Source organism: Paenibacillus sp. alder61 (assembly GCF_020179875.1).
GTDB classification, from domain to species: Bacteria; Bacillota; Bacilli; order Paenibacillales; family Paenibacillaceae; genus Fontibacillus; species Fontibacillus faecis.
The window spans coordinates 139,941-163,698 of record NZ_JAIUDG010000012.1 but is presented as its reverse complement, the minus strand read 5'-3'; the positions used below and the strand labels follow the sequence as shown (position 1 = coordinate 163,698).

16 protein-coding genes, 1 tRNA gene and 1 pseudogene are annotated in these 23,758 nt (G+C 54.1%); 13 read left to right on the top strand and 5 right to left on the bottom strand.

What is annotated here, in order from left to right:
* The first annotated feature begins 69 nt into the window (after nt 1-69).
* The 3 genes from rimM to LBW89_RS27510 all read left to right on the top strand — a co-directional run bounded on the left by rimM (nt 70) and on the right by LBW89_RS27510 (nt 1,814).
* Entirely contained in the window at nt 70-588 is a 519-nt protein-coding gene (gene rimM, locus LBW89_RS14580; RefSeq protein WP_148449892.1) for a ribosome maturation factor RimM, read from the top strand.
* Nucleotide 589: 1 nt separating this feature from the next.
* Entirely contained in the window at nt 590-1,363 is a 774-nt protein-coding gene (gene trmD / locus LBW89_RS14575; protein WP_148449890.1) for a tRNA (guanosine(37)-N1)-methyltransferase TrmD, read from the top strand.
* A gap of 319 nt (nt 1,364-1,682) precedes the next feature.
* Complete coding sequence (locus LBW89_RS27510) at nt 1,683-1,814, top strand: hypothetical protein (RefSeq protein ID WP_263639163.1); 132 nt, start codon at nt 1,683-1,685, stop codon at nt 1,812-1,814.
* 216 nt (nt 1,815-2,030) lie between these two features.
* Here the strand turns inward: LBW89_RS27510 and LBW89_RS14570 are convergent.
* Nucleotides 2,031-2,104, bottom strand: a tRNA-Pro gene (locus LBW89_RS14570).
* A 1,171-nt stretch (nt 2,105-3,275) separates the two neighbouring features.
* Nucleotides 3,276-3,398: pseudogene (locus LBW89_RS27900) on the bottom strand (excalibur calcium-binding domain-containing protein); the annotation flags it as partial.
* An 862-nt stretch (nt 3,399-4,260) separates the two neighbouring features.
* On the opposite strand from LBW89_RS27900, the gene LBW89_RS14560 reads away from it, so the two are divergent.
* The 8 genes from LBW89_RS14560 (at nt 4,261) to LBW89_RS14525 (ending at nt 17,808) form a co-directional block, all read left to right on the top strand.
* On the top strand, nt 4,261-11,880 hold the full coding sequence (locus LBW89_RS14560) for a pullulanase (RefSeq protein WP_148449888.1): 7,620 nt from the start codon (nt 4,261-4,263) through the stop codon (nt 11,878-11,880).
* A gap of 228 nt (nt 11,881-12,108) precedes the next feature.
* Nucleotides 12,109-12,453, top strand: coding sequence for a 50S ribosomal protein L19 (rplS, locus tag LBW89_RS14555; protein WP_114495903.1), 345 nt, complete (start codon nt 12,109-12,111; stop codon nt 12,451-12,453).
* 143 nt (nt 12,454-12,596) lie between these two features.
* Nucleotides 12,597-13,223: a signal peptidase I gene (lepB, locus tag LBW89_RS14550; protein WP_148449886.1), complete on the top strand. Its 627-nt coding sequence runs from the start codon at nt 12,597-12,599 to the stop codon at nt 13,221-13,223.
* Nucleotides 13,224-13,270: 47 nt separating this feature from the next.
* Nucleotides 13,271-14,134, top strand: a complete 864-nt coding sequence (gene ylqF, locus LBW89_RS14545; RefSeq protein ID WP_148449885.1) for a ribosome biogenesis GTPase YlqF — start codon at nt 13,271-13,273, stop codon at nt 14,132-14,134.
* A 276-nt stretch (nt 14,135-14,410) separates the two neighbouring features.
* Nucleotides 14,411-15,028, top strand: a complete 618-nt coding sequence (locus tag LBW89_RS14540; protein WP_148449883.1) for a ribonuclease HII — start codon at nt 14,411-14,413, stop codon at nt 15,026-15,028.
* 80 nt (nt 15,029-15,108) lie between these two features.
* Nucleotides 15,109-17,103 carry a flagellar hook-length control protein FliK gene (locus LBW89_RS14535; protein WP_225039421.1) on the top strand — a complete coding sequence of 665 codons (1,995 nt, stop codon included), beginning with the start codon at nt 15,109-15,111 and terminating at the stop codon, nt 17,101-17,103.
* Nucleotides 17,100-17,405, top strand: coding sequence for an EscU/YscU/HrcU family type III secretion system export apparatus switch protein (locus tag LBW89_RS14530; RefSeq protein WP_148449879.1), 306 nt, complete (start codon nt 17,100-17,102; stop codon nt 17,403-17,405). Before LBW89_RS14535 ends, LBW89_RS14530 begins: the two co-directional genes overlap by 4 nt.
* Nucleotides 17,398-17,808 carry a YraN family protein gene (locus tag LBW89_RS14525; RefSeq protein WP_148449877.1) on the top strand — a complete coding sequence of 137 codons (411 nt, stop codon included), beginning with the start codon at nt 17,398-17,400 and terminating at the stop codon, nt 17,806-17,808. Before LBW89_RS14530 ends, LBW89_RS14525 begins: the two co-directional genes overlap by 8 nt.
* Nucleotides 17,809-17,882: 74 nt before the next feature.
* Here LBW89_RS14525 and LBW89_RS14520 read toward each other — a convergent pair whose 3' ends face one another.
* From LBW89_RS14520 to LBW89_RS14505, 3 genes are all read right to left on the bottom strand, one after another.
* Complete coding sequence (locus LBW89_RS14520; RefSeq protein WP_225039420.1) at nt 17,883-18,953, bottom strand: glycosyltransferase family 8 protein; 1,071 nt, start codon at nt 18,951-18,953, stop codon at nt 17,883-17,885.
* A gap of 139 nt (nt 18,954-19,092) precedes the next feature.
* Nucleotides 19,093-20,676 (bottom strand): YifB family Mg chelatase-like AAA ATPase, encoded by a 1,584-nt coding sequence (locus LBW89_RS14515; RefSeq protein WP_225039419.1) that lies wholly within the window; start codon nt 20,674-20,676, stop codon nt 19,093-19,095.
* A gap of 250 nt (nt 20,677-20,926) precedes the next feature.
* Complete coding sequence (locus LBW89_RS14505) at nt 20,927-21,166, bottom strand: DUF6199 family natural product biosynthesis protein (RefSeq protein WP_225039418.1); 240 nt, start codon at nt 21,164-21,166, stop codon at nt 20,927-20,929.
* 398 nt (nt 21,167-21,564) lie between these two features.
* Here LBW89_RS14505 and sucC point away from each other — a divergent pair, with 398 nt between their 5' ends.
* Together sucC and sucD are read left to right on the top strand one after the other, a co-directional pair.
* A complete protein-coding gene (gene sucC, locus LBW89_RS14500; RefSeq protein WP_148449871.1) occupies nt 21,565-22,725 on the top strand; it encodes an ADP-forming succinate--CoA ligase subunit beta in 1,161 nt (386 codons plus the stop codon).
* A gap of 36 nt (nt 22,726-22,761) precedes the next feature.
* Nucleotides 22,762-23,691 carry a succinate--CoA ligase subunit alpha gene (sucD, locus tag LBW89_RS14495; RefSeq protein ID WP_148449869.1) on the top strand — a complete coding sequence of 310 codons (930 nt, stop codon included), beginning with the start codon at nt 22,762-22,764 and terminating at the stop codon, nt 23,689-23,691.
* Nucleotides 23,692-23,758: the final 67 nt, after the last annotated feature.

Sequence of the window (23,758 nt, the reverse complement as noted above, 5' to 3'; positions counted from 1 at the left end):
AAACCGAAGTTCGGGCGGATCTATCGCAGGACTGCGGCGAAATTGCGAAAAGTTGTTTGGGAGGTAAAAATGTCGGACTCATTATTGCAGGTAGGAAAAATCGTGAATACGCACGGCATTCGCGGCGAATTGAAGGTGCTGCTCCATACCGACTTTCCGGAGGTGCGCTTTGCGCCGAAGTCGAAGCTGTTGATGATCGATCCCGAAAAGGGCGGTCCCATTCAGGTAACTGTGGCGGCGGCCAGACCTTACAAACAGATGTATATCGTGAAGTTTGAGGAATACGGAAATATCAATGACGTGGAAAAATACAAAGGTTATGATTTGAAGGTGCCGAAGGAAGAAAGTGTGGAGCTGCCGGAAAACGAGTATTACTTCCACGAAATTATCGGGTGCCGGGTCGTGGACGAAGAGGGCCGCGAACTCGGCGTGATCGAGGAGATTTTGCGCCCGGGGGCCAACGATGTGTGGGTCGTGAAGCAGCCTAATCGCAAGCAGCTCCTGCTCCCTGTGATCGATGAGGTGGTCCTGGATGTGGATGTCAAAGCGAAGCTCGTCAAGATTCATCTGATGGAAGGACTGCTCTGACATGCGCATGGACGTCTTGACCCTGTTTCCGGAAATGTTTGAAGGCGTGTTTCACAGCAGCATTCTGGGGAAAGCCCGGGAAAAAGGCATTGTCAACCTGCACGCGGTGAATTTCCGCGATTATGCGGGAAACAAGCACGGCAGCGTGGATGATACGCCCTATGGCGGAGGCGGGGGGATGGTGCTGAAGCCGGAGCCCATTTTTCATGCGGTGGAGGATCTGCTGGAAAGACGTAGGGAAGCGGGGGAGGAAGCGGGTCGCCCTCCGCGGATCATCCTGATGTGCCCGCAGGGAGAAAGCTTTACGCAGCGGAAGGCGGAGGAACTGGCCGCCGAGGATCATTTGATCTTCATTTGCGGGCATTATGAAGGCTATGACGAGCGGATCCGCGAGCATCTGGTAACCGACGAGCTGTCGATCGGCGACTATGTACTCACCGGCGGAGAGCTGCCGGCCATGGTCATTATCGACAGTGTCACCCGTCTGCTCCCCGGCGTGTTGGGCAACGAAATGAGTGCCGTCACGGATTCGTTCAGCACGGGGATGCTGGAATATCCCCATTATACGCGTCCCGTGGAATTTCGCGGCTGGAAGGTGCCGGATATTTTGCTGAGCGGACATCATGCCAATGTGGCCGACTGGCGCCGTAAAGAAGCGCTGCGCCGGACCTGGCAGCGCCGGCCCGATCTGTTGGAGAATCTTGATTTATCCCCCAAAGACCGGAAGTGGCTGGAGGAATTCGAGAAAGAATCCGGGCGGAACATGCAGGAATAAAAGAAAATTGAAATAAATCCATCAAGGAGAACCGTCGTCGATGAGGCTGCGGTTCTTTTTTTCTTACTTGGGGAATAGGACGTCGCATCGTACTCATAGGATGAACTTGGTGATCCGATGGCGAAAGTGGGGTGGCGAACATGACGATGACATAGAAACGGTCACCTTTTACAGGCTTGCGGCATATAATGAAAACCTAATGTGGAAATGCGGAGTGCGCGGGGTGTTACATTCACGTCCAAACGGGGTAAATAAAATTGCAGGACCTTCGTTCGATGAGGGTCGCAAGGGTTGCAAGGAATGTAGGAGGCAAGTGAATATGGAACAACATGTGAACCAGACGGAATCTGTACAGCAGCAGCCGTTTTCCGATCAGGAAACGACCCAACAGGAAGACGATGTATTTATGACTGTGGATGATATTTTAAAATTTTACGGTGAACGAACCTAAGGTTTACTTCAAGGAGGTTATCATCATGCTTGAATTTTTGATCGATCCGCTCGAGACGGAACAGGAGCTGTTAAGCGAAGTACTGCCCTACGAATAAAAAGGGAAGAGATCATCTCACGGCGGTGTCGGAGACGTCTTTCTATAAGAATAGAGGCTAGAAAAAACACCTTATTCAGGTAGAAACCCGAATAAGGTGTTTTTGTTTGGTTGATATGATCGGAGTAGCGGGATTCGAACCCACGGCCTCACCCACCCCAAGGGTGCGCGCTACCTGACTGCGCCATACCCCGATAAGTTAAGTGTTAAAATTCGCGTGTTTACGCGGTTTCCCGGACATTGTTCGGTAGCTCAGGCGAAGGATTTGCGCCTCCATATACAATTTACATTACGATTATACTTCATAGGCGCACACCCTTGCAAGAATTAAACGCGCACCCCTGAGGATAATTTTCCGTACTAAAGTAGTTTTTTCGGTCTCATACCGCAAATCCCTTGTAGATTTCGCGTTCATCTCTTCGGAGGTGGGATCTATAGTTTGACTTTTGAATTGCATACTAGGTGCCTCGTCAGGCAACCTTGGCTAACAAGAATTCCTGCATATCTGCAAGTTTTTTTCCTGTTCGGAGCAAAAATTTCAAAATTCCTGCGATTCTGCAGGAATTTTCGACGAAACTAGCTCGTTTCTCTAAAATCGCTAGAAATACCTGCAGATTTGCATCTTTTTTCGCATACCCTTGTGGATCGGCCTAAATACCTGCAGATTTGCATCTTTTGGAGTTGGAAGCGCACCAGGCACCTTGGTAGTAGTGGGCTTAATACGGATTTGGATGTCTGTGGGTTTGAGACTGCGTACTTTTCGCGTATCACACCCACTTTAATTTATAATTGACGCAGCGGGTTCTCGTTTCCTCCTACTACGATGTCTCATGAGGCAATAGACAGCAGTGTAGAGGGTTCTTTTCACATTTTTCACCTGCAGCTCATTAGAATTAAAAGGAATTACTCCAGTTAATTTGGTGCATATGCGGCTTTAGAGGCGAAATAGCTGGAGAACCTCCCGCTAATTCGCTTGAAATTGAGTATATCGGTAATAGGGCCGCGAAATAGATGGAGTTTTTCCAGCTAAATCCGGTAGAAGAGCCAAGATCGGTACATTAACGGGAGATTTTCCCGTTAATGATGTGGGGATGTCGGTGACGTATCTCCGAAACTATTTCATATCCTTCCCCAACGCCAATTCTTTAGTTCAACCTATCTAGCCTTCTCAACATTTCCACCCGTAGTTTGGATAATCAATTCATTATTTTCATTAATTCTTTGCCTTAATCCTTTTAGTATTTCATGAACGCTATATTCCATCAGAAGGACACCCTTTCTGCTATCCCGCAAACCAGGATGTATATAAATTATTTTTTTCTTACTAGTGGGGCCCTTATCATTAAGAGCCCCGCATCGTTTACTTCATTCGCACGCTATTCCATCGCCGTCGCGGTCCAATTTTTTACGGTATCCCGGATCACCTTCGTAAAGAGGTGCGGCACCGGCCTCTCTGGCAGCGGAACAGTTTTTGTAGTACACGTCACTGCTCGATTTCTTTGTGGTGGTTGTTGTTCTTTTCTTGGTTGTTGTTTTCTTCGATTTGGATGTCGTCGTTTTCTTTTTCGTCGTCGTTTTTTTAGTCGTTGCAGTTTTATTCGCAGTTGCTTTCGTTGCCGCCGCAAAGCTGTCTTTTTCGGCCGCGGTTGAGGACCCCACGGACATCGTCAGCACAAGCGTACAGGACAGTATGAAGGTCACTATTTTTTTTGTCATCCTAACCTCATTTCCTTTCATGGTTGAAATTTCCTTGGTTTATTTCGCCATATGGTTCTTTTTTCCTCCCTCAAGAATTAAGAAAATGGCCAATTCCGTTACGGCTTGGACAGCCGGGCAGATCAATAAAGGTCTTTTAGGCCTTTATTTTGTCGAACTCGGCTGGGCAGTGAGAAATAGCGGAGTTTTAGGCCCTTATTTTTGGAAAAAGCAGGCCAAACCTTGATTTTGGTGCCTGCATCTGGGAAATAAGACTTTTTTGACCGCTATTTTCCCCGTGGAGCCGAATCGGCTTGAAATAACGCCCCAAAAGGCCGCTATTTCAGAGGGCGGTTTGAGAAATTGTAGGACTTCGGATTCAATCCGTCTATAATAGCTGCTTATAGCAATTTTTGATGAGGCTATGTCATTCAAAATTAACGGTTGACGGACAGAATAAGGATGAATAAAATGAGAAATGCAAACGTTTTCAGTATAGCGCTTACATATACGTTGTTTAATCATCTCTGAAAGCCGCGAGTTACCGGAATTGTCCGGCTTTGTCCCATAAAAGGGGCAGGGGACTTTAAACTTATTTGCGCAAGCGTTTGCATGAATTTTGTCGATTCCCGAAACAAAAAGGAGGCTATGCACAATGAGGTTGAGGTTGGATGCAGCAGGTAGGCGGGTTTGGGCTATTCTGGTAGTTGTTTCGCTGGTTGTCTCGATGATTTGGATCCCTCCCGCCGCCAAGGCGGAAACAACTCAGGCGAAGGTTGTTCTGGCAGGCGATTTGCAAACGCGTCTCGGAGCGGGCAAGGATTGGGATCCCGCGGCGGCGGCCACCGAGATGACGTATGTGGGCGACGGCGAGTATAGGTTCACCGGAACATTGCCGGCCGGTACATATGAGTATAAGGTGGCCATTGACGGCGATTGGAAAGAAAGCTATGGGAGCGCTCACTATAGTCATCCCGGCGGGGCTGGTTCGGAGGGGAGAATCCAGCTTCGTTTGACCGGGGATACCGAGGTTACCTTTTATTACAATCACAACACACACCGGATTGCGGATTCCACAGTTTACAAACCGCTATCGGCGGATCATTTGCCGCGAGTGACCGGCAGCTTCCAGCACGGAATCGGCGAATCCGCAAATCGGCCTCCAGCGGAAGCGGAGCTGATTCTGAAGGATCCGGACTATGACCAAGTGTATTCGGTAACGGCCGTGGTGTATGCCGGGGCTCATGAGTTCCAGATCAGCCTGGGAGATGGACCGGCAAGCGAGGTATATCCGAGTGCGAAGGAACCGCTTTTTTTGACGGAAGATCGCGAAGTCACTTTTTTGTATAATTCGATCGACCATAAAGTCTCCGTAGATTTCGCCGCTCCGCTTTCCGGAAATCCGGGTTCCGTGAACCCGGTGCCCGCCGACCATTTACGGGTTCACTATAACCGGACGGACGGGGATTACGGCAATTTGGGGCTCTGGCTGTTTGAGGACGTGGCGGCTCCGTCCACGGATTGGCCTGGAGGGGCGACCGCTTTTCCCGACGGGCAAACGGACAGTTACGGAGCCTATGTCGATATCCCGTTGGCGGCCTCCCCTAAAAAGATAGGGATGGTTGTCGTCAACACGAAAACCGGTGACAAGGATGGCGGCGATAAAGTCGTTGAACTGGTATCGCCGCAGATGAATGAGGTTTGGCTGAAGGAAGGGACGGATACGGCATACAGCTTTGAGCCGGTCGAGCTTCCGGCCGATACGGTGAGGATTCATTACGCCAGACAGGATCGGCAATATGAAGCTTTTGGGGTTTGGTTGTGGGGCGATGTCGAAAGCCCGTCCAGCGATTGGCCGACCGGAGCTACGATGTTCACGGGCGCGCAGCGCGACAGCTTTGGCGCTTATGTGGACGTCAAGCTGAAGAGCGGTGCGCAAAGCATCGGTTTTCTGATGCTTGATCCTTCCAAAGGGGATGCGGGGAAGGACGCGGGCGATAAAAGCTTTGCCATGATGGACCGTTTCCGCCACTTGTTCATAAAGGAAGGGGACAATACGGTCTATGTTTCCCCTTATGGGGAGACTCCGACCGGACTCGTATCGGCGGAAGTTGTGGCAGCAGGAAAACTGCGGCTGAGTCTTACTTCGACCGAAGGCTTGGAGCCCGAGACTTTAAAGCAGGAACTGCAAATCATGAACAGGGACGGCCAGGCCGTTACGGTCCAACGGGTGAATATGACGGGGGCGACAAGCGTAGAGGTGGAAGCCTCGTTCACTTTGGAAGAACTACCGCTTCAAGTAACATACGCGGGGAAAACCGTCTCGGCCGTGAGCGGCTGGAGAATGCTGGATGAGCTGTACTACTATGACGGCGATGATTTGGGTGCGACTTACCGGGCGGGCGGAGCGGAGTTAAAACTATGGGCGCCGCTGGCCGAAAAGGTATCCGTTCAAGTTTTTGATAAAGATGACGCGGTCCGTTCTGTCGGAGTACCCCTCGAACTGGACAAAGGCGACAAGGGGGTATGGTCGCTTGCGTTAAAACCAGGGGATATGGGGATTCCGGACTTCAAAGGCTACTTCTATCAGTATGAGGTAACCCATAACGGGGTCCCCAAGAAGGTGCTGGATCCGTATGCCAAGTCGATGGCGGAATTCAGAGTAAATACCAAAGGCACGGTAGGGCCCGACGGGGATCCGGTCGGTAAGGCGGCGATCGTAGATTTAACTGAAACGAATCCGCCGGGGTTTGATTTCGCGGATATTCCGGGTTATGAGCAAAGGGAAGATGCGGTGATTTGGGAAATTCATGTTCGTGACTTCACTTCGGATCCCGCCGTCGCCGCGGATCTGCACCAGACTACCTGGGGAACGTATGATGCTTTCGCCAAGAAGCTGGAATACCTTAAATCCCTTGGCGTGACGCATGTTCAATTGCTTCCGGTTATGGCCTGGTATTACGGGGATGAAGCCAATATGAAAAGCCGGGAAGCCGCTTACTCCGCTAAGGACAACGAGTATAACTGGGGATATGATCCGCACGGTTATTTTTCCCCGGACGGCGCGTACTCCGAAAATCCGGCCGATCCGCATCTGCGCATCAAAGAGCTGAAGGCGATGATCGATGCGATTCACGATGCGGGCATGGGTGTCATCCTGGACGTGGTTTACACGCATATGGCAAAGGCGGATTTTCTCAATGACATCGTACCTAATTATTACGCATTCCAGGATCAGAACGGCAACTTTATCGGAGGCTTCGGCAACAATCTGGCGACCAATCGTAAAATGGCTGAAAAATTGATGATCGACTCGGTCAAGTATTGGTTCACCGAGTACAAAATCGACGGGATGCGCTTCGATATGATGGGGGACGCCACCTATGAGGCGGTTCAAAACGCCTACAATGCGGCTGCCGCGATCCATCCGAAAGCGCTGTTTATCGGTGAAGGCTGGAAGACGTTCAGCGGCGCGATATCCGATCCGTCCCTTGCCGGCAAAGGCGCGGACCAGGATTGGATGGATCAGACGGACGACGTCGGCGTCTTCTCCGACGAGTTTCGCAATGAACTAAAATCGGGATACGGCAGCGAGGGGGAGCCCAGGTTTATCACCGGGGGCGCACGCGACATTCAGACGATCTTCAAAAACATAAAAGCCCAGCCCGGCAACACGCCGGCCGATGATCCCGGGGACATGGTCCAATATATCGAAGCTCACGATAATTTGACCCTGCATGATATCATCGCTCAGGCGACCAGGAAGGATCCGGCCGTCCCAGCCAATGAAGCGGAAATATTGAAGCGGTTAAGGCTCGGCAATTTGCTTACTCTGGTGTCTCAAGGCACCGCCTTTCTCCATGCCGGACAGGAATATGGACGGACGAAGCAGTGGCATGGACAGGGGGTTCCGGAGCAGAAGTATCACGAATTGAAGGATGAAAACGGGAAATCATTCGGTTATTTTATCCATGATTCTTACGATTCTTCCGACGCCGTTAACAAGTTCGATTGGACCAAGGCCACGGATGCGAACGTTTATCCCGAGCACGTGAAAACCAAGGAGTACACGGCAGGGTTGATCGAGTTAAGAAAATCGACGGACGCCTTCCGGCTCGGCGACCAAGCGTTGGTCAATACGAATGTGACATCGCTGCAGATTCCTGAAATAAATGCGCAGGATCTCGTTATCGCGTTCAAAAATAAAGCGACGGACGGCACCGGCAACTATTATGTCTTTGTCAATGCCGACAATAAAGCCAGGACGCTAACGCTTTCCGAAGATCTGACCTCGGGCGCCGTACTTGTCGACGACGATGAGGCCGGCAAAGATCCCGTTACGGTAAAGTCCGGATTTACGCTAACCGCGGGCTCGATCACACTGGAACCTCTAACGGCCGTGGTCATCCGGACCGATGCGGCCGCAGCCGTAATTCAAGGCTTGTCGGTCGACAAGGACAGCTATTCCTTGCCCATCGGAAAGACGCACCAAACGGCGGTTTATGCCAATTATGAGGACGGCGGCAAACGAACGGTAACCAAGCAGGCGGTATACGCCTCCAGCCGTCCGCAGGTCGCCTCGGTGACTAGTACCGGTCTGGTCCGAGGGAACGCGGAGGGGGTTGCGGTCATTTCCGTAACGTACGGCGGCTTCCAAAAAGAGATCACCGTTACAGTGACCGCCGATGCCGTAGACGCCAAGCGGTACGTACAGCTGAACTACATCCGTCCGGATCGCGATTATACGGATTGGAACTTGTGGGTGTGGAATACCGGAGTGAAGAACGACGAAATCCGTTTTGACAAAATCGAAAACGGGATCGCGACGGCCCTGATCGAGGTGTCTCCCGACGCCACAAACGTAGGATTCGTCCTGCGGAAGGGAACGGATTGGAGCACGGCCAAGCAGGATATTCCGGACGACCGGATCATCCCGCTTACCCCGGGGGAAGGTTTTACAAAAGTCAATGTAACTAGCATGGTGCATGCGTTGGATATTTTGCCGAGTATTCAGGGACCTGTCCTTGAGGACGGCAACATCACGTTCCTGTATCGGGACGATCAGCTGTTTCGTGAAGGCCGCCTCGATACGATATCCGAAGTGAAAGTCGTGATCAACGGAAAAGCGGAAACGCTGAGGTATATCCCGGAAAAAGAGTGGTTCAGCTACACCCTGAAGGGGGCGGCCCCGGGAACGTACGAATATACGTTTTTGGTCACCCGAGAAGGGGTAACCCGCGAGCTGACCGATCCGAAAAATACGGTGAACGGGAAATCCGTCCTTGTCTTCTCGGTACCGAAGGTTACCGTCGAAGCGGAGGTGAATCCGGGGACTATCGCGGCGGATGAAAACGCGGTGTTGAGCATCAAGGCGATGACGTCCGAATCCGAATCGGTGACGTTCAAGGAGGCGCATATCGACCTTTCGGAGCTGGGCGGACCGGCCAAGGTGAAGCTTGATCCGCAGCTTCTTGAGCAAAGCATCGCCGTGAAGGATACGGTGACGCCGGGGAACAAGAGCATACCGGTCACGCTGGTCGACCAGTACGGCAACCGCCACTCGGGTACGGCCAAGGTGACCGTTAGCACGCGGGCGCAGGCGGGGAAGGCCGATTTTGACTGGGATGAGGCGCGGATTTATTTTATTCTGACAGACCGGTTTATGGATGGTGACCCCGCCAACAATGCGGAAGTGGACAAAAATCACCTGGAAGCCTATCACGGCGGAGATTTCAGGGGCTTGATCGACAAGTTGGATTACTTGGAAACCTTAGGCGTCAACACGCTCTGGATTACGCCCATTGTCGATAACATCGATTATAATGTGGGAGCTGGATTTAACGGCAAACAGTATGGCTACCATGGCTATTGGGCTAAAGATTTTACCCGGATCGACGAGCACTTGGGCGACTTGGAAACGTTGAAAGAGCTGATCGACAAAGCGCATGACCGCGGCATAAAAATCATGGTCGATGTGGTTCTCAATCATACCGGATATGGACTAAAACCGGGGGATGACGCTCCGGGCGTCACCCAGCAGGATAAGGAGCGGTTTGCCGGCATGCTGCGGACGGACGGCGTCTCGGCGGATACGGACCCGGTGAAAGGCGAACTCGCCGGGCTGCCTGATTTGTTAACCGAAGATCCGGAGGTCCGGCAGCAAGTGATCGAATGGCAGGCGGGTTGGCTTGAGCGGGCGAGAACGGACCGGGGGGATACGTTCGACTATTTCCGGGTGGACACGGTCAAACACGTCGATGATACGACTTGGAAGGCATTTAAAAATGCGCTCACGGCGATCGACCCCGATTTTAAACTGCTCGGCGAATATTACGGCGCTACCGTCCAAAGCGACGGGGGGCAGCTGCAGAGCGGTCAAATGGACAGTTTGCTCGATTTTGGCTTTAAGCACGAGGCGAGAAAACTGGCGAATGGCGACGTTGAATCGGTCGAGGCCTACCTCGCCGAGCGCGAAGCCCGGCTGGACAATACGAGGATGATGGGGCAATTCCTCAGCAGTCATGACGAGGACGGTTTTTTGACCCATTATGTCAACGGGGATAAAGGCAAACTGATGGCCGCCGCAGCGATGCAAATCACGGCAAAGGGCCAGCCGGTCATTTATTACGGTGAAGAACTCGGACGTTCCGGCAAAAACGCAGGGGATATCAGCAAAGGGGAACTCGGCGAAAACCGGAGCGACATGCCGTGGGAACGGCTTGAAGCGGAGAATAAGCTGCTCACGCACTATCAAAAGCTCTTGAACATCCGGGGCGAGCATTCGAAAGTGTTCTCCAAGGGAGCGCGTACCCCGATCGCCGCCTCCAATGAGGAAGGCTACCTGGCGTTTGCCAAGCAATACGGCGGGGAGCAACTCGTGACGGCCATTCACGTGAAGGAGGAAGCCAAGCAAGTCACCTTGCCGGTTCCGTTTATGGCGGGCGGCAAAGTGAAGGATCTGTACGGCGGATCCGAGTACCGGGTGAGTGCGGAGCAAAAAGTCACGGTGACGCTTCCGGCCATGGCGGATGGCGGAACGGTTATTCTAGCTCCGGTTCCGGCGGGTGGCGGCAACTCCGGCTCCGGCGGCAACTCCAGCTCCGGCACCGGTGGCACGGGCTCGGACGCTGCCTCCGGATCGACGGCCGATCACTGGCCGGCGGCTCCCGGCCGAAAAGTAGTCGACGGGCAAACGCTACAAGGCGGCGATGCGAAGGTAACCATTCTCCTGGAGGCGGGTGACCAGGAAGCGATTCTTCCGCGCAATGCGGGGGAACTGCTCGGCTCCAAATCGCTTGAGCTGAGAAGAGCCGGTGTCGCATTGACGATCCCGTCCAAACTGCTTCAGGCCGTGGGAAAACAGACCTTGGAAGGTCCGTCCCGGGAGGCGTTCATCTCGATCAAGCTGCGGGAGTTGGCGGCATCCGAGTTGGACCCGCTGTGGGCGAAGGTGGCGGATACCGGTACGGTACGGCGCGGCGGCGCAATCATTGATTTGGGCATCGCCGTTATTACGAAAGACGGAACAACGAGCGGGCCGGAACCATTCCCGGCGCCCGTCACGATCTCGATCTCGCTGGATCCGGATAGCCATATCGACGGCAATCTGGCCGGAATATACCGGTTGACCGACGGCGGCTCGCTCATCTATATTCCCGGCCAACGGACGGGAGGGAAACTCGTAGCGGACATCACGCATGCCGGACATTACGCCGTTCTGGAGTTCGACAAGACGTTCACCGATCTCGTAGGTCACTGGGCGGAGCCTGCCCTGAAGCAGCTTGCGGCCCGGCACATCGTAAACGGGACCGGCGCAGCGGAGTTTCATCCGGGCCGGCAGCTTACGCGGGCGGAGTTTGCGGCCATGCTTGTTCGGGGATTGAATTTGGACGTTCGGGACGAGAGGGCTGCTAGTGATCGGGAACGCGCAGCCTGGTATGAGTCGGCGGTGACGACGGCCCATCATTACGGCCTGATGAACGGGAAAGCGACGGGCGGCTTTGCGCCGAACGATCCGATGACGCGCGAAGAAATGGCCGTTATGCTGATGCGCGCTTACCGAATGACCGAAGAAGCGATAACCGCATCTCCATCGATGACATACAAGGACAGGGGGCAAATATCCGCCTGGGCGGTCAAAGCGGTCGACGAAGCCGCGGTACTAGAGCTTATGAAAGGGCAAGGGGGCGGAAAGTTCTCCCCTAAAGCTTACGCGACCCGAGCCGAGGGTGCGCAGGCGGTGCTGAATTTGCTGACCAAGCTGGAGATGAAGTAAAATAAAAAGAGATAGAAATTCGATGTTTAGCGTTATGGATTAGGGAAATGACCAAATGCGCGGGCGAATCCCCCTTCGCCCGCGCACAATAAAACTCCTTGCTATGCATAGAAAATTATGATAAAATTCTTTTTGTTGTGAATTCGGTGGTCCTCTGCGGATGATGAGGGAGAACAAGGGGTTCTCCGGAAGAGGCATGAACACCTGAGTGGAAGGAGGGAGTCCTAGATGAATATCGTACAAGCGATTACGCAAGAACAACTTCGCAAAGATATTCCGAGCTTTCGTCCTGGTGACACTTTAAAAGTGTTCGTAAAGGTTATTGAGGGAACTCGTGAACGTATCCAGTTGTTTGAAGGTGTTGTTATTAAGCGTCGTGGCGGCGGAATCAGCGAAACTTTTACAGTTCGTAAAATTTCGAACGGTGTAGGCGTGGAAAGAACTTTCCCGCTTCATTCCCCGAAAATCGATAAGATCGAAGTGGCTCGCCGTGGTAAAGTGCGTCGTGCGAAGCTGTACTATCTTCGTGAACTTCGCGGTAAAGCAGCGAGAATTAAAGAAGTACGTCGTTAATTCGTTAACGATCAGGGGGCTTGGATTCATCAAGCCCCTTTACTTTTTTTATGAAGGAAATTTTGGTATGATTTCAGCGGAGCTGAGGCATCTTCTTATAAACAGGCTTTCCTTACATATTTGACGAAGAGAGGTCAGGAACTATGGAGCATCAAGTTCAATCCGAGCAACCGGTCTCGTCGGAAACCCCGCAAGATCCGCCCAAAAAGGAAAAAAGCGAGGCGATGGAATGGCTGAAAGCTATTGTCATCGCTGTCGTACTGGTTCTCCTGATTCGCTGGCTTTTCTTTGCCCCCTTTATTGTGGACGGTCCGTCGATGCAGCCTAACTTCCACACCGGCGAGAGGATCATCGTGAACAAAATTATTTACGATATCCGTGCGCCCAAGCACGGTGAAGTCGTCGTATTCCATGTTCCTTCCGAGGGGCGTGATTTTATCAAACGGGTGATCGGCGTACCCGGAGACACGGTGAAAGTGGAAGGGGATACGGTTACCGTCAACGGTAAGGCGATTGAAGAACCCTATATTCAAGGTATTCTGAATGAAAAACATAGCAATAATCAACTCTATAATACGGAAGCGAATTTCCCCAATGACTTCGTTCCGGAAGGCGTCGTGCCGGAGGGACACATCTTTGTGCTTGGCGATAATCGCTCCAACAGTACGGATAGCCGGCGAATCGGGTTCGTACCGTACGGCGACATTATCGGCCGCGCGGATCTCGTATTCTGGCCTTTGAAGGATATCCAGTTCATCAAGCATCATTAAACGACATCCGGTTGGCCTGGCTAATCGGGAGCTAGAGGTGAAAGAGCATGACAATTCAATGGTTTCCCGGACATATGACCAAGGCCCGCCGCCAGATCCAGGAGAAGCTGAAGCTGATCGACGTGGTGATCGAACTCATCGACGCCCGGCTTCCGTTATCCAGCAGAAATCCGATGATCGATGAGATTTTACAAGGTAAGCCGCGCCTCATTGTTTTGAATAAGGCGGATTTGGCCGATCCGTCGATTACTCGGCAGTGGATCGATTACTTTAAGGAAGAAGGCCATACGGCCGTTCAAGTGGACGCCACGAGCGGGCAGGGCGTGAAGGAAATTCCGGTAAAGGCGAAGGAACTGCTCAGGGACAAAATCGAGCGTCAATTGGCCAAAGGAATAAATCCGCGTGCCGTTCGGGCGCTGATCGTGGGGATTCCGAATGTCGGCAAGTCGACGCTGATCAACCGCCTGGCGGGACGGAGCATCGCCGCGACGGGCGATCGTCCCGGGGTGACCAAAGCCCAACAGTGGATTAAGGTAGGAACGGAGATGGAACTCCTGGATACACCGGGTATTCTCTGGCCCAAGTTTGAGGATCAGAATGTAGGTTACCGGCTGGCCTTGACCGGGGCGATCCGTGAGGAAATTTTGAATGTCGAGGACATCGCTTTTTTCGGAGTCAAATATTTGGCAAAGTACTACTGGGACCCGCTCAGGGAACGTTTTGACCTGAAAGAGCAGCCGCAGGATACCGAGAACCCCGACGAAATCGTGACCGTCATGGAAGAGATCGGGCGGAAACGCGGCTGTATCGTCAGCGGCGGCCGGGTGGATTTGGAGAAGGCTTCGGGAATCTTTCTTCGTGAGCTTCGGGCGGGAAAACTGGGCAGATACAGCCTGGAAGCCCCCTATTGACGTAAACGAACGTTATGGGATTCTTATACAAAGCACGCAATCCTTTGGGATTCGTGCTTTTTTTGTTGTTAAAGAGTTGATGTCTAATATAGGTAAGGTAAATTTTAGGCATCTACTCTCAAAATAGATAGCACGTGCCGATAATAAAGGTAATGCGTTGAAATGTCTTCAGTCATGTCCATGCATAACCAGACAAGTCGGCCGGAACTCGGAAGAACTTGAACTTCACAACCCAGAGGAGTAAGCTTGTAAGGGTTGCGTCATGAAGGAGGCACTATGAGCGATCTTTTAATTTACGAAAAAGAATACTGGCAGTCATACCGCAATATCGCCGGTATTGACGAAGTCGGACGAGGCTGTCTGTTCGGCGATGTGGTGGCGGCGGCGGTCATTTTGCCGCAAGGTTTAGTCCTGGAGGATGTCAATGATTCCAAGAGGTTGAGTCCGAAAAAAAGGGACATGCTGTATGATCTTATTATGGAACAGGCGGTCGCGGTAGGAATCGGCTATGCGGATTCCGAGACAATAGATCAAATAAATATTAAACAGGCTACGCGTCTGGCCATGAAGCAGGCGGTAGAGCGTTTGGCGGTAACTCCGGATTATCTTCTTATCGATGCCGAGAAAATCGATTCGCCGATCCCACAGTTATCGGTGATTAAAGGAGACGCCACGAGCCAATCGATCGCGGCGGCTTCCATCGTGGCGAAGGTGACGCGGGACCGTCTATGTCAGGGCACCTGGGATGCGCTTTATCCCGAATACGGGATTGCGGTACATAAAGGGTATGCCACGAAGTTTCACAGGGAGCAGATTCTGGCTCTCGGCCCAACGCCTATGCATCGCAAAAGCTTTATGCGGAACTTATTTGTGGAAGAACAAACCTTATTTTGATAAGCCCGCCCCGCAAGGGCGGGTTTTCCTTCATCGCAAGACATTTTTTATACAACTTGGGCGGACGGGAGTGGAATCATATGAATATTGGACCTTTACTGCGCGGGATGATCGGGGAGAGTCGGCCCGGCACACCGAAAACCCTGGATCTAAAAGCCGGTCAGGTCGTTCGGGGCACGGTGCTAAGCGTATCGGAGGACGGCCAGGAGGCGGTGATCCAGGTACAAGGGGTTAAACTGCATGCCGCGCTGGAAACCCCGCTGAAAGAAGGGCAGACGACATTACTGCAGGTACAGCCGCCGTCCGATGAAGGACTGCTCATGCTTAAGCCGATTCAGACTTCACCTGGAGGCACGATGTCAGCCGCCTCGCTGGCGAGCGCGCTCGAAGCGATGGGGATGCAGGACACCCCCGAGAATCGGGATCTTTTGCAATTGATGCAGACGAACGGAATTCCTTTGACCAAGGAAAACGCGGCGAAATTGCTGGCGCTGGCCAGCCAGAAACCGGCCGGAGCTCCGATGGCGGAGTGGGTTCATGCGGTGGGGATCGCCATGAACCGAGGCCTTCCTCTCACGGGCGAAACGGTTAGAGGCCTGCATCAGGCCGTGTTCGGTCCGCCGCTGCATACGCTTTTATCCACTTTGGAGGAGCAGCTCGGGCAGTGGCTCAGGCAAGACGCTTCGGCGGAAGCCGGTTTGCCTGCGAATAGAGATGCCGCAGGGACGGCATGGAGCGGAAAAGGCGGAATGCCCGCCGGGACGGCCCCGAACGAGGGGGCCGGAAGAGCCGTTGTGCCAACCGCTTCGCAAGAGGTGGCACCGCAAGGGAAGGCCGCGCCTTCGGACGGGGCCTTACGGCCGGTCGGCGGCGGCATGGCTGCGCAGGCCGCCGACTCGCCTGAGCCCCCCGCCACTATGGGCCAGGGGGCTCAGGCTAAGCCGGAGAGCGGGCTTTCGCCGCAGCTTCTGCAGAAGCTGCTGACCGTGCTCTCCGATGTAAAAGCGGCCGTGCTGCTGGAAGGCACGGCCGCGGGGAGCGCGTCCCCGTCCGCTGCGGGGACGGCCGGGACCGGCACCGCCAGCGGACAGCCGCTGGCGGGCGCCCCTGCCGCTGCCGGCGAAGGGCCCGCAGGGCCTTCGCCGCAGCAGCGCCCCACCCCCCACGCGGAGCCGTGGGTGGGGCGCGTGCTGAAGCTGCTCGGTGCGGAGCACGAGCAGCAGGTGCTGCGCGCGGGCGCCTCTGGCGAGCCCGCGCACAGCGCCGCGCCGCCGCCTGCCGGAGGCACGGCGGCGCAGGCCGCCCCGGGCGGCGGCGCGGGAGCGCACGCGCCGTCGCCCGGGGGCGCTGTGCCCGGCGGCGTGCCGCAGGCGGCGCCCGGGCAGCCGGGCCAGGCTGGCGCGGCCGTTCCGGCCGGCGCCGCCGGGGCAGGCCCGCAGGAAGCGGCGCCGACGCACCCGGCCGGGCCGGCGGTGCTGCCGGGCCCGGCTTCGCAGGAGGCGGCCGATTCCGCGGCGGCCCATGCCCGCGACACCTTGAAGAGCCTCCTGCTTCAAGTCGCCGCCGCCGACGACCTGCCGGCCCCGCTTCAGGAGGCCGCCCGGCAAGTCGTTCAGCAGTTGACCGGTCAGCAGCTGCTGTTGACGACGGACCGCACGGCTCCCTTCGCCCAGGTGACGATGTTTCTGCCGTTTATCGGACCCGACGGAGAGCAGACCGCCGCGGTACACATCGAATCGCGACGGGGAAGAAAAGGCGAGCTGGACGCGGATAACTGCCGGCTGTGGTTCGACTTGCAGATGAAAGCGTTGGGACAGCTGATGGTGGATGTGCAAGTTGCGGATAAAAAAGTGCTGCTCAAAATTTACAGCGAACGGGACATCGCCGGCGCCTTCCTGGAATCCAGACAACCGGAGATCGAAGCCGCGCTGGATGCCGCGGGATACCGCCTGTTGTCATTAAAAGCCGAGCCTTTAATCCCGCCGGGGGAAACGGGAGAAAAGCCGGGGCACGAGTTGGCGCCTTCCTTGTCCTACGCCCCCAGTCCCTATAAAGGGGTGGATTATCGCGTATGAGCGGGAAGGACGAACAGCGTGCGCTTTCCTTGAAGAAAGCCGTCGCCTTGAAATATGATCCGCAGAAGCACGATGCTCCGGTCGTTGCGGCCAAAGGCAGCGGGCTGCTGGCGGAGAAAATATTGGACCTGGCCCGGGAGAACGAAATCCCGGTTCAGGAGGACGCCGCGTTGGTCGAGGTGTTGTCCAAAATCGATCTGGACCGGCAAATCCCTCCGGAGCTGTATACCTTGGTCGCCGAGATCCTCAGTTTTATTTACCGCTCGGACAAGCTTGCGGAAAGAGGGATGGACCTTGAATAAACGTTACGCCTCTTTATCGGGGGACGGCAGTTCTTCGGCTCGTGATGAGCGTGTGGTCCGAGGGCGGCGGGCCGAGCAGTTGGCGGCCGATTATCTGGTCGAGCAAGGCTACGAAATTCTGCATCGGAACTGGCGCTGCCGCAGCGGGGAACTGGACCTCGTGGCCAAAAGGGATGGCGTGCTCGTCGTCGTGGAGGTACGCAGCCGAAAAAGCCGCAATTCGGCCTTCGGTACGCCGGCGGAATCTATGACGGCTCGCAAAATCAAGCAGGTTCGCGATACGGCCGCGGTCTATTTTCAACAAACCGGCAATTCCGCCGCGATCATTCGATTTGATGTCATCGCCGTCACGTTTGGCTACGGGGACGAATTCACCCTGGAACATATTCAGGCGGCCTTTTGAAACGGGTCGTAAAAATAAAACGAAGTTAAACAAAAGAAGAAGTACAAAACCGTGACGGTTCTGTACTTCTTTTTCTACTTTATGGCGCCGCGCGGTTTTAGCCCCCTGGAAAGCGAAGCCGTCCCCCCGCTTGATTTTGCTGGCATAGAGAGCGGCCGCCGCGATCCTCTCTTTTTTCTGCGAACGATCGTTCCGCCCCTGCCCGCCGATGTGACCGGCTTCGAGTAGGATAAACCGCTGCGGGTCATTCTGCTTCGTTTGGATCGGAAATTTCCTCCGGCCGTTCTCCGCTTTCTGCGTTTGATGCGCGTCCGTCCCCTCATCCCTCTCCCGATAGCGGGGGCCGCGGAGTAACGGGGTGCTTGTTTGCTCCAGGGCGTCAGGTTAAGGTAGTTCAGGTACAGTTCCCATCCCGGGGAAGTGCGGTCCCAACATTTATCGGTGCCGGCAAAGTGGACGATTTTATTCGTGTAGTCATGGTCAGCGGCCGCCATGTTAAAAAAGTTGAAACGCAGGTCGAGCGGGAGGTAGTTCCCCCCATAAACCGCATTTAAGGCATCCTGATCAGGCATGGAGGTATTCGGAAAGTTGCGGAAAAAATTCAGCGTTTCTTCATACCAGCCAGGGTTCTGGCGGATATTGTTTAGCCCGAATAATATTACCCCGGAGTTAAAATAGAGATCCGGATTTAATCCCATGGAACTGATCGTATGCGTTACATTCATAATATTCTGGTCCCATACGGCGCCCAAATAAGCCTCATTTAACTCGGTTTGCCACAGTTCTTCAATATCCATGTTCACCAGAACGTCGCAATCGAGATAGATGATTTTGTCGACCGGCACGATCGCCGGAATCAGCAGTCGATACAGGGAGGCAGGAGTCCAAACATTGACCGAGGCCACACTCTCCATGAGCTGACGCAGATCTTCGGGGAGGATTACCGGATAAAACTGGATCGTGTGGTTAAAACCCGTCGCCAAATCAAAAAGTTTCTGCCGGTTATCTTCACTCAGCGTTTCATCGTGCAAAATATGGACGTTCACAGGGGATTTGGTGTTATAGAAAATCGATGCTAGAACGACACCTGCATGCTCAGCGTATTGCCCATCCTTATCCTGAAAGGCCAAGGCCAGTTCAATCATCTGATTTATCCTCTCTTTAAGTAATGGTTGTATGCACATTATACGTTCGTGGAGAGGGAGTGGGTAAGGCGCTTTCCCCAGTCGGAAAGCCTAAATTCGCAATATCGCCCGTTAAAAAAGGCGGTTCTGGTTTGGCTTATTAGCCGGACACATCCGGCTGCCTTCGATCAAGCTGGCGATATTGAATCGCTTCGGCAACCTGTTCTTCCCGGATATCCTCCCGTCCCTCCAGATCGGCAATCGTGCGCGACAGCTTCACGATCCGGTCATAGGCGCGCATACTGAGTCCCAATGCCTCAAAGGAGGCGTCCAACAGCCGGGCTGCTCCTTGGCTCATCTGGGCATATTGTCGCAGCAGGCTGCCGGATAATTCGCTGTTCCTGGAAATCTTCAAGCCTTGGTAGCGCCGAAGTTGGATCTGTTCGGCCCGACGCACCTGCTCGCGCATTTCCTTCGTGGATAGCGGCTTCGTATCCTCCTGCCGACGCTGGGGGCGGGGGACTTCCACTTGCATATCGACCCTGTCCAGCAGGGGGCCGGAGATCCTCTCGCGATATTGGGCGATGCGAAAAGGCGAACAGGTGCACGACGGTTGCGGGAACTCCGAGCCGAACCAGCCGCACGGGCAAGGATTTAAAGAACCGGCGAGCAAAAAATGAGCCGGGAAGGTGAACGCCGCCCGCGAACGGCTGATCGTAACGACCCGTTCTTCGAGCGGCTGCCTGAGCACTTCCAGGACATTGCGGGAAAACTCCGGGAGCTCGTCCAAAAACAAGACGCCTCTGTGCGCGAGGCTGACCTCTCCCGGCTTGGGGATGCTTCCGCCGCCGATCAGGCCCCCGCCGGAGATCGTATGATGCGGCGAACGAAACGGCCGCCGGGTTATCAAGCCGTCCTGCTGCTTCAGCTTGCCGGCAGAACTGTAAATTTTGGTTACCTCCAATGACTCGTCGGGGGTAAGAGGCGGCAATATGCCGGGGAGGCGGCGGATCAGCATCGTTTTACCGGTACCGGGCGGGCCGATGAGGACAATGTTGTGCATTCCGGCCGCGGCAATGGTCAGGGCCCGTTTGATCGGCCGCTGCCCCAGGACGTCCAGATAGTCCTCGAACGGGATATCCGGCTGTTGGGAGGGACCGCCGCCAGGCACACGGTCTCTTGTTTGCATCAAATGGTCCAAGGAGTGGAGAACGACCGGTTCCGTACGATTTTGGTCCCTTTGGTGGGCCGGTACCAGTTCACGGAGATGGCCGATGCCGAAGACGGTGATTCCGTCGAGCAGCAGCGCTTCGGGGACGCTGACGCTGGGAACCAGGACAGCCTGGAACCCGTGCTTGCGGGCCAAATCCACCATCGGCAGAATTCCCGGGACCCCGCGCAGCGCTCCATCGAGAGCCAATTCACCGATGATCAGGAGATTTCCGCTCGCCGGAAGGGTGACCTGGCCGCTAGCGGATAAGAGCGCGAGCGCGATCGCCAGATCGAAGGCCGTGCCTTCCTTGCGCAAATCCGCCGGGGCCAAATTGATGGTCACCCGCTGCAGCGGAAAGGCGAAGCCGCAGTTTTTGATCGCCGCCCGGACACGGTCGACCGCTTCCCTGACCGCGGAATCGGGCAAGCCCACCACCTGGGTCTGCGGGATCCCGCTGGCCAAATCCACTTCGACTTCGATCAAAACGCCGTCAATCCCGTAAAGACAGGCGCTGTAGAGTTTTCCATACATAAAAAAACACCTCTCTCCCGTTCAAAGCCGTCTAGGCCGGATTTGGGAAAAAAGGTGCTTCCATATTTTCCATATTCTTATGTCCGTATCTTAGAAGTTTCCGCGGAAAAAGTCAAGTTGTCTATCTATTAATACAATCGACAATTTATAGCCGACCCAATGACTTAACTCCGTTAAGAACCGATCCAATATTTCATTGGATGGAAATCTGCATTCGAGCAGATAACAACTTTCCCCGCGTTGGGATGGGTTATGACGCCAAGGCCGACCATAAGCTTAGAAGACCGCCCAGCAAAAGGAAGGTGCCAAGGATCACCGCTACAAACCCGGAAAATTTCATAGACTCCAAATAAGATTCGCTCGGTTCCGAATCGCCCTTGATTTTCCACCCTTCGTTGAACCTCCAACCGAAAGAAGGCTTGTTTCTGACGAAAAAACCATAAGCGATGATCGCGATACCGGCCAGCATGAGTACAATGGCGATAAACATAAGCTCAGCTCCTTTCACAGGGAACGGGACTAATTTCAATACTACCAATTTATCGAGGGGATTGCGAGAGCCTTTCTCTTTCATGCGGGTTTGATTTTGATATCTACGCAAAAAAGCAAGTATAGACAGCACAATTCATGATTTCGTTCCTTTTGACGAAAACAAAGAAAAAACGCGGTTTCCATCGAAATTTAGCATAGCTAAAACGCTAACATAGCGGTAAACCGGTGTGCAAACCCATTAAATTCATCTCAAAATGAGATTATTATGATATAAAAAAGTTGTGTATAAATCATGAACTTTTTAAGGAAAGCGTTTTAAAAACATGGTACAATAATTTGGGTTTTACTATTGTTTGACTACCATTAAAACCGCCTGTTGATAGGAGGATTCCAAGCATGAATATCCATGAATATCAAGGAAAAGAAGTCCTTAAGCAGTACGGGGTCGCCGTCCCCAAAGGTCAAGTGGCATTTACGGTGGAAGAAGCCGTAGAGGCGGCGAAAGCGCTGGGCAGCCCGGTGGTTGTCGTCAAGGCGCAAATCCATGCCGGCGGCCGCGGGAAGGCCGGTGGTGTCAAGGTTGCGAAGAACCTGGATGAAGTTCGCGCTTATGCCCAGGAGATTCTGGGGAAGGTGCTGGTTACCCATCAAACGGGACCGGAAGGGAAGGAAGTCAAGCGTTTGCTGATTGAGCAGGGCTGCGATATCAAGAAGGAATATTATGTCGGTGTCGTAGTGGACCGGGCGACCGGGCGGGTCGTGATGATGGCTTCCGAAGAAGGCGGTACGGAAATTGAAGAAGTGGCGGCGAAGACGCCTGAAAAAATATTCAAAGAGGTAATCGATCCGGCGATAGGACTGCAGGCCTACCAGGCCCGGAGACTGGCCTTTGCCATCAACATTCCGAAGGAATTGGTGAATAAGGCTTCCCAATTTATGCTGGCGCTTTATCGCGCGTTTGTCGATAAGGACTGCTCTATCGCGGAGATCAACCCCCTTGTCGTTACAGGGGACGGGGATGTCATGGCGCTCGACGCCAAGCTGAACTTTGATTCCAACGCGCTGTTCCGGCATCCGGATATTTTGGCCCTGCGCGATTTGGAAGAAGAAGACGAGAAGGAAATCGAAGCTTCCAAGTATGATCTCAGCTACATCGCATTGGACGGGAATATCGGTTGTATGGTGAACGGTGCCGGCTTGGCGATGGCCACGATGGACATCATTAAAACCTACGGCGGGGACCCGGCCAACTTCCTGGACGTAGGCGGCGGTGCGACGGCCGAGAAAGTGACGGAAGCGTTCAAAATCATCCTCTCCGACTCTAAGGTGAAGGGGATTTTCGTTAATATTTTCGGCGGTATTATGAGATGCGACGTCATCGCCTCGGGCATCGTGGAGGCGGCGAAGCAGGTCGGGCTGGATCGTCCGCTCGTGGTTCGTTTGGAAGGCACGAATGTGGAGAAGGGGAAATCGATTTTGGCCGAATCCGGACTTGCGATCGTGTCCGCGGATTCGATGGCGGACGGCGCGCAAAAAATCGTTTCGCTCGTATCTTGATCTCATCACCATATCCATGAACGGGAGGCTCGAAGCATGAGTATTTTGGTCGATAAACATACAAAAGTCATCACCCAGGGAATTACGGGGAAAACCGCCCTTTTCCATGCCAAAGGGGCGCTGGATTACGGGACGCAAATGGTCGGGGGAACTTCGCCCGGCAAAGGCGGGACAACGGTGGACATCTCTTTGGAGAACGGCGAAACCGTCAGCCTTCCGGTGTTTAATACGGTCCGCGAAGCTAAGGAAGCTACCGGGGCTACCGCCAGTGTCATTTACGTACCTCCCGCGGCTGCCGCGGATTCGATTCTGGAGGCGGTTGAAGCGGAGATGGATCTGGTCATCTGCATCACGGAAGGCATTCCGGTGCTGGACATGGTCAAAGTCAAGAGATATATGGAAGGCAAAAAAACGGTTCTGATCGGGCCGAATTGTCCGGGCGTCATTACCCCGGGCGAATGCAAAATCGGCATCATGCCGGGATACATTCACTTGCCTGGCCACGTCGGTGTCGTATCGCGCAGCGGTACGCTCACGTATGAGGCCGTGCATCAATTGACGACCCGCGGCATCGGTCAGTCCTCGGCGGTGGGAATCGGCGGCGACCCCGTCAAGGGCTCGGAATTCATCGATATTTTAAAGAGATTCAACGAGGACGAGAACACCTATGCGGTCATTATGATCGGGGAAATCGGCGGTACGGCGGAGGAAGAAGCGGCCGAATGGATCCGCGACAACATGAAGAAGCCGGTCGTCGGCTTTATCGGCGGAGTTACGGCGCCTCCGGGGAAACGTATGGGTCATGCCGGCGCGATCATTTCCGGGGGCAAAGGGACGGCCAGCGAGAAAATCGCCAAGCTGGAGGAATGCGGCATCCGCGTGGCGCCGACGCCTTCCGAAATGGGAGCGACGCTGGTGAGTGTGCTCGAAGAGCGCGGGATCTTGAATACCTGCACGACACACTAGGAAAGTTCTGCTATAATCAAAACAGAGGTAAGCAACCTTCTGTTCCCTAAGGGATGGAAGGTTGCTT

Bases quoted from the DNA above. Each gene is read 5' to 3' on its own strand.
- rimM (WP_148449892.1), top strand. From the start codon at position 70: ATGTCGGACTCATTATTGCAGGTAGGAAAAATCGTGAATACGCACGGC.
- trmD (WP_148449890.1), top strand. From the start codon at position 590: ATGCGCATGGACGTCTTGACCCTGTTTCCGGAAATGTTTGAAGGCGTG.
- LBW89_RS27510 (WP_263639163.1), top strand. From the start codon at position 1,683: ATGGAACAACATGTGAACCAGACGGAATCTGTACAGCAGCAGCCGTTT.
- LBW89_RS14560 (WP_148449888.1), top strand. From the start codon at position 4,261: ATGAGGTTGAGGTTGGATGCAGCAGGTAGGCGGGTTTGGGCTATTCTG.
- rplS (WP_114495903.1), top strand. From the start codon at position 12,109: ATGAATATCGTACAAGCGATTACGCAAGAACAACTTCGCAAAGATATT.
- lepB (WP_148449886.1), top strand. From the start codon at position 12,597: ATGGAGCATCAAGTTCAATCCGAGCAACCGGTCTCGTCGGAAACCCCG.
- ylqF (WP_148449885.1), top strand. From the start codon at position 13,271: ATGACAATTCAATGGTTTCCCGGACATATGACCAAGGCCCGCCGCCAG.
- LBW89_RS14540 (WP_148449883.1), top strand. From the start codon at position 14,411: ATGAGCGATCTTTTAATTTACGAAAAAGAATACTGGCAGTCATACCGC.
- LBW89_RS14535 (WP_225039421.1), top strand. From the start codon at position 15,109: ATGAATATTGGACCTTTACTGCGCGGGATGATCGGGGAGAGTCGGCCC.
- LBW89_RS14530 (WP_148449879.1), top strand. From the start codon at position 17,100: ATGAGCGGGAAGGACGAACAGCGTGCGCTTTCCTTGAAGAAAGCCGTC.
- LBW89_RS14520 (WP_225039420.1), bottom strand. From the start codon at position 18,953: ATGATTGAACTGGCCTTGGCCTTTCAGGATAAGGATGGGCAATACGCT.
- LBW89_RS14515 (WP_225039419.1), bottom strand. From the start codon at position 20,676: ATGTATGGAAAACTCTACAGCGCCTGTCTTTACGGGATTGACGGCGTT.
- LBW89_RS14505 (WP_225039418.1), bottom strand. From the start codon at position 21,166: ATGTTTATCGCCATTGTACTCATGCTGGCCGGTATCGCGATCATCGCT.
- sucC (WP_148449871.1), top strand. From the start codon at position 21,565: ATGAATATCCATGAATATCAAGGAAAAGAAGTCCTTAAGCAGTACGGG.
- sucD (WP_148449869.1), top strand. From the start codon at position 22,762: ATGAGTATTTTGGTCGATAAACATACAAAAGTCATCACCCAGGGAATT.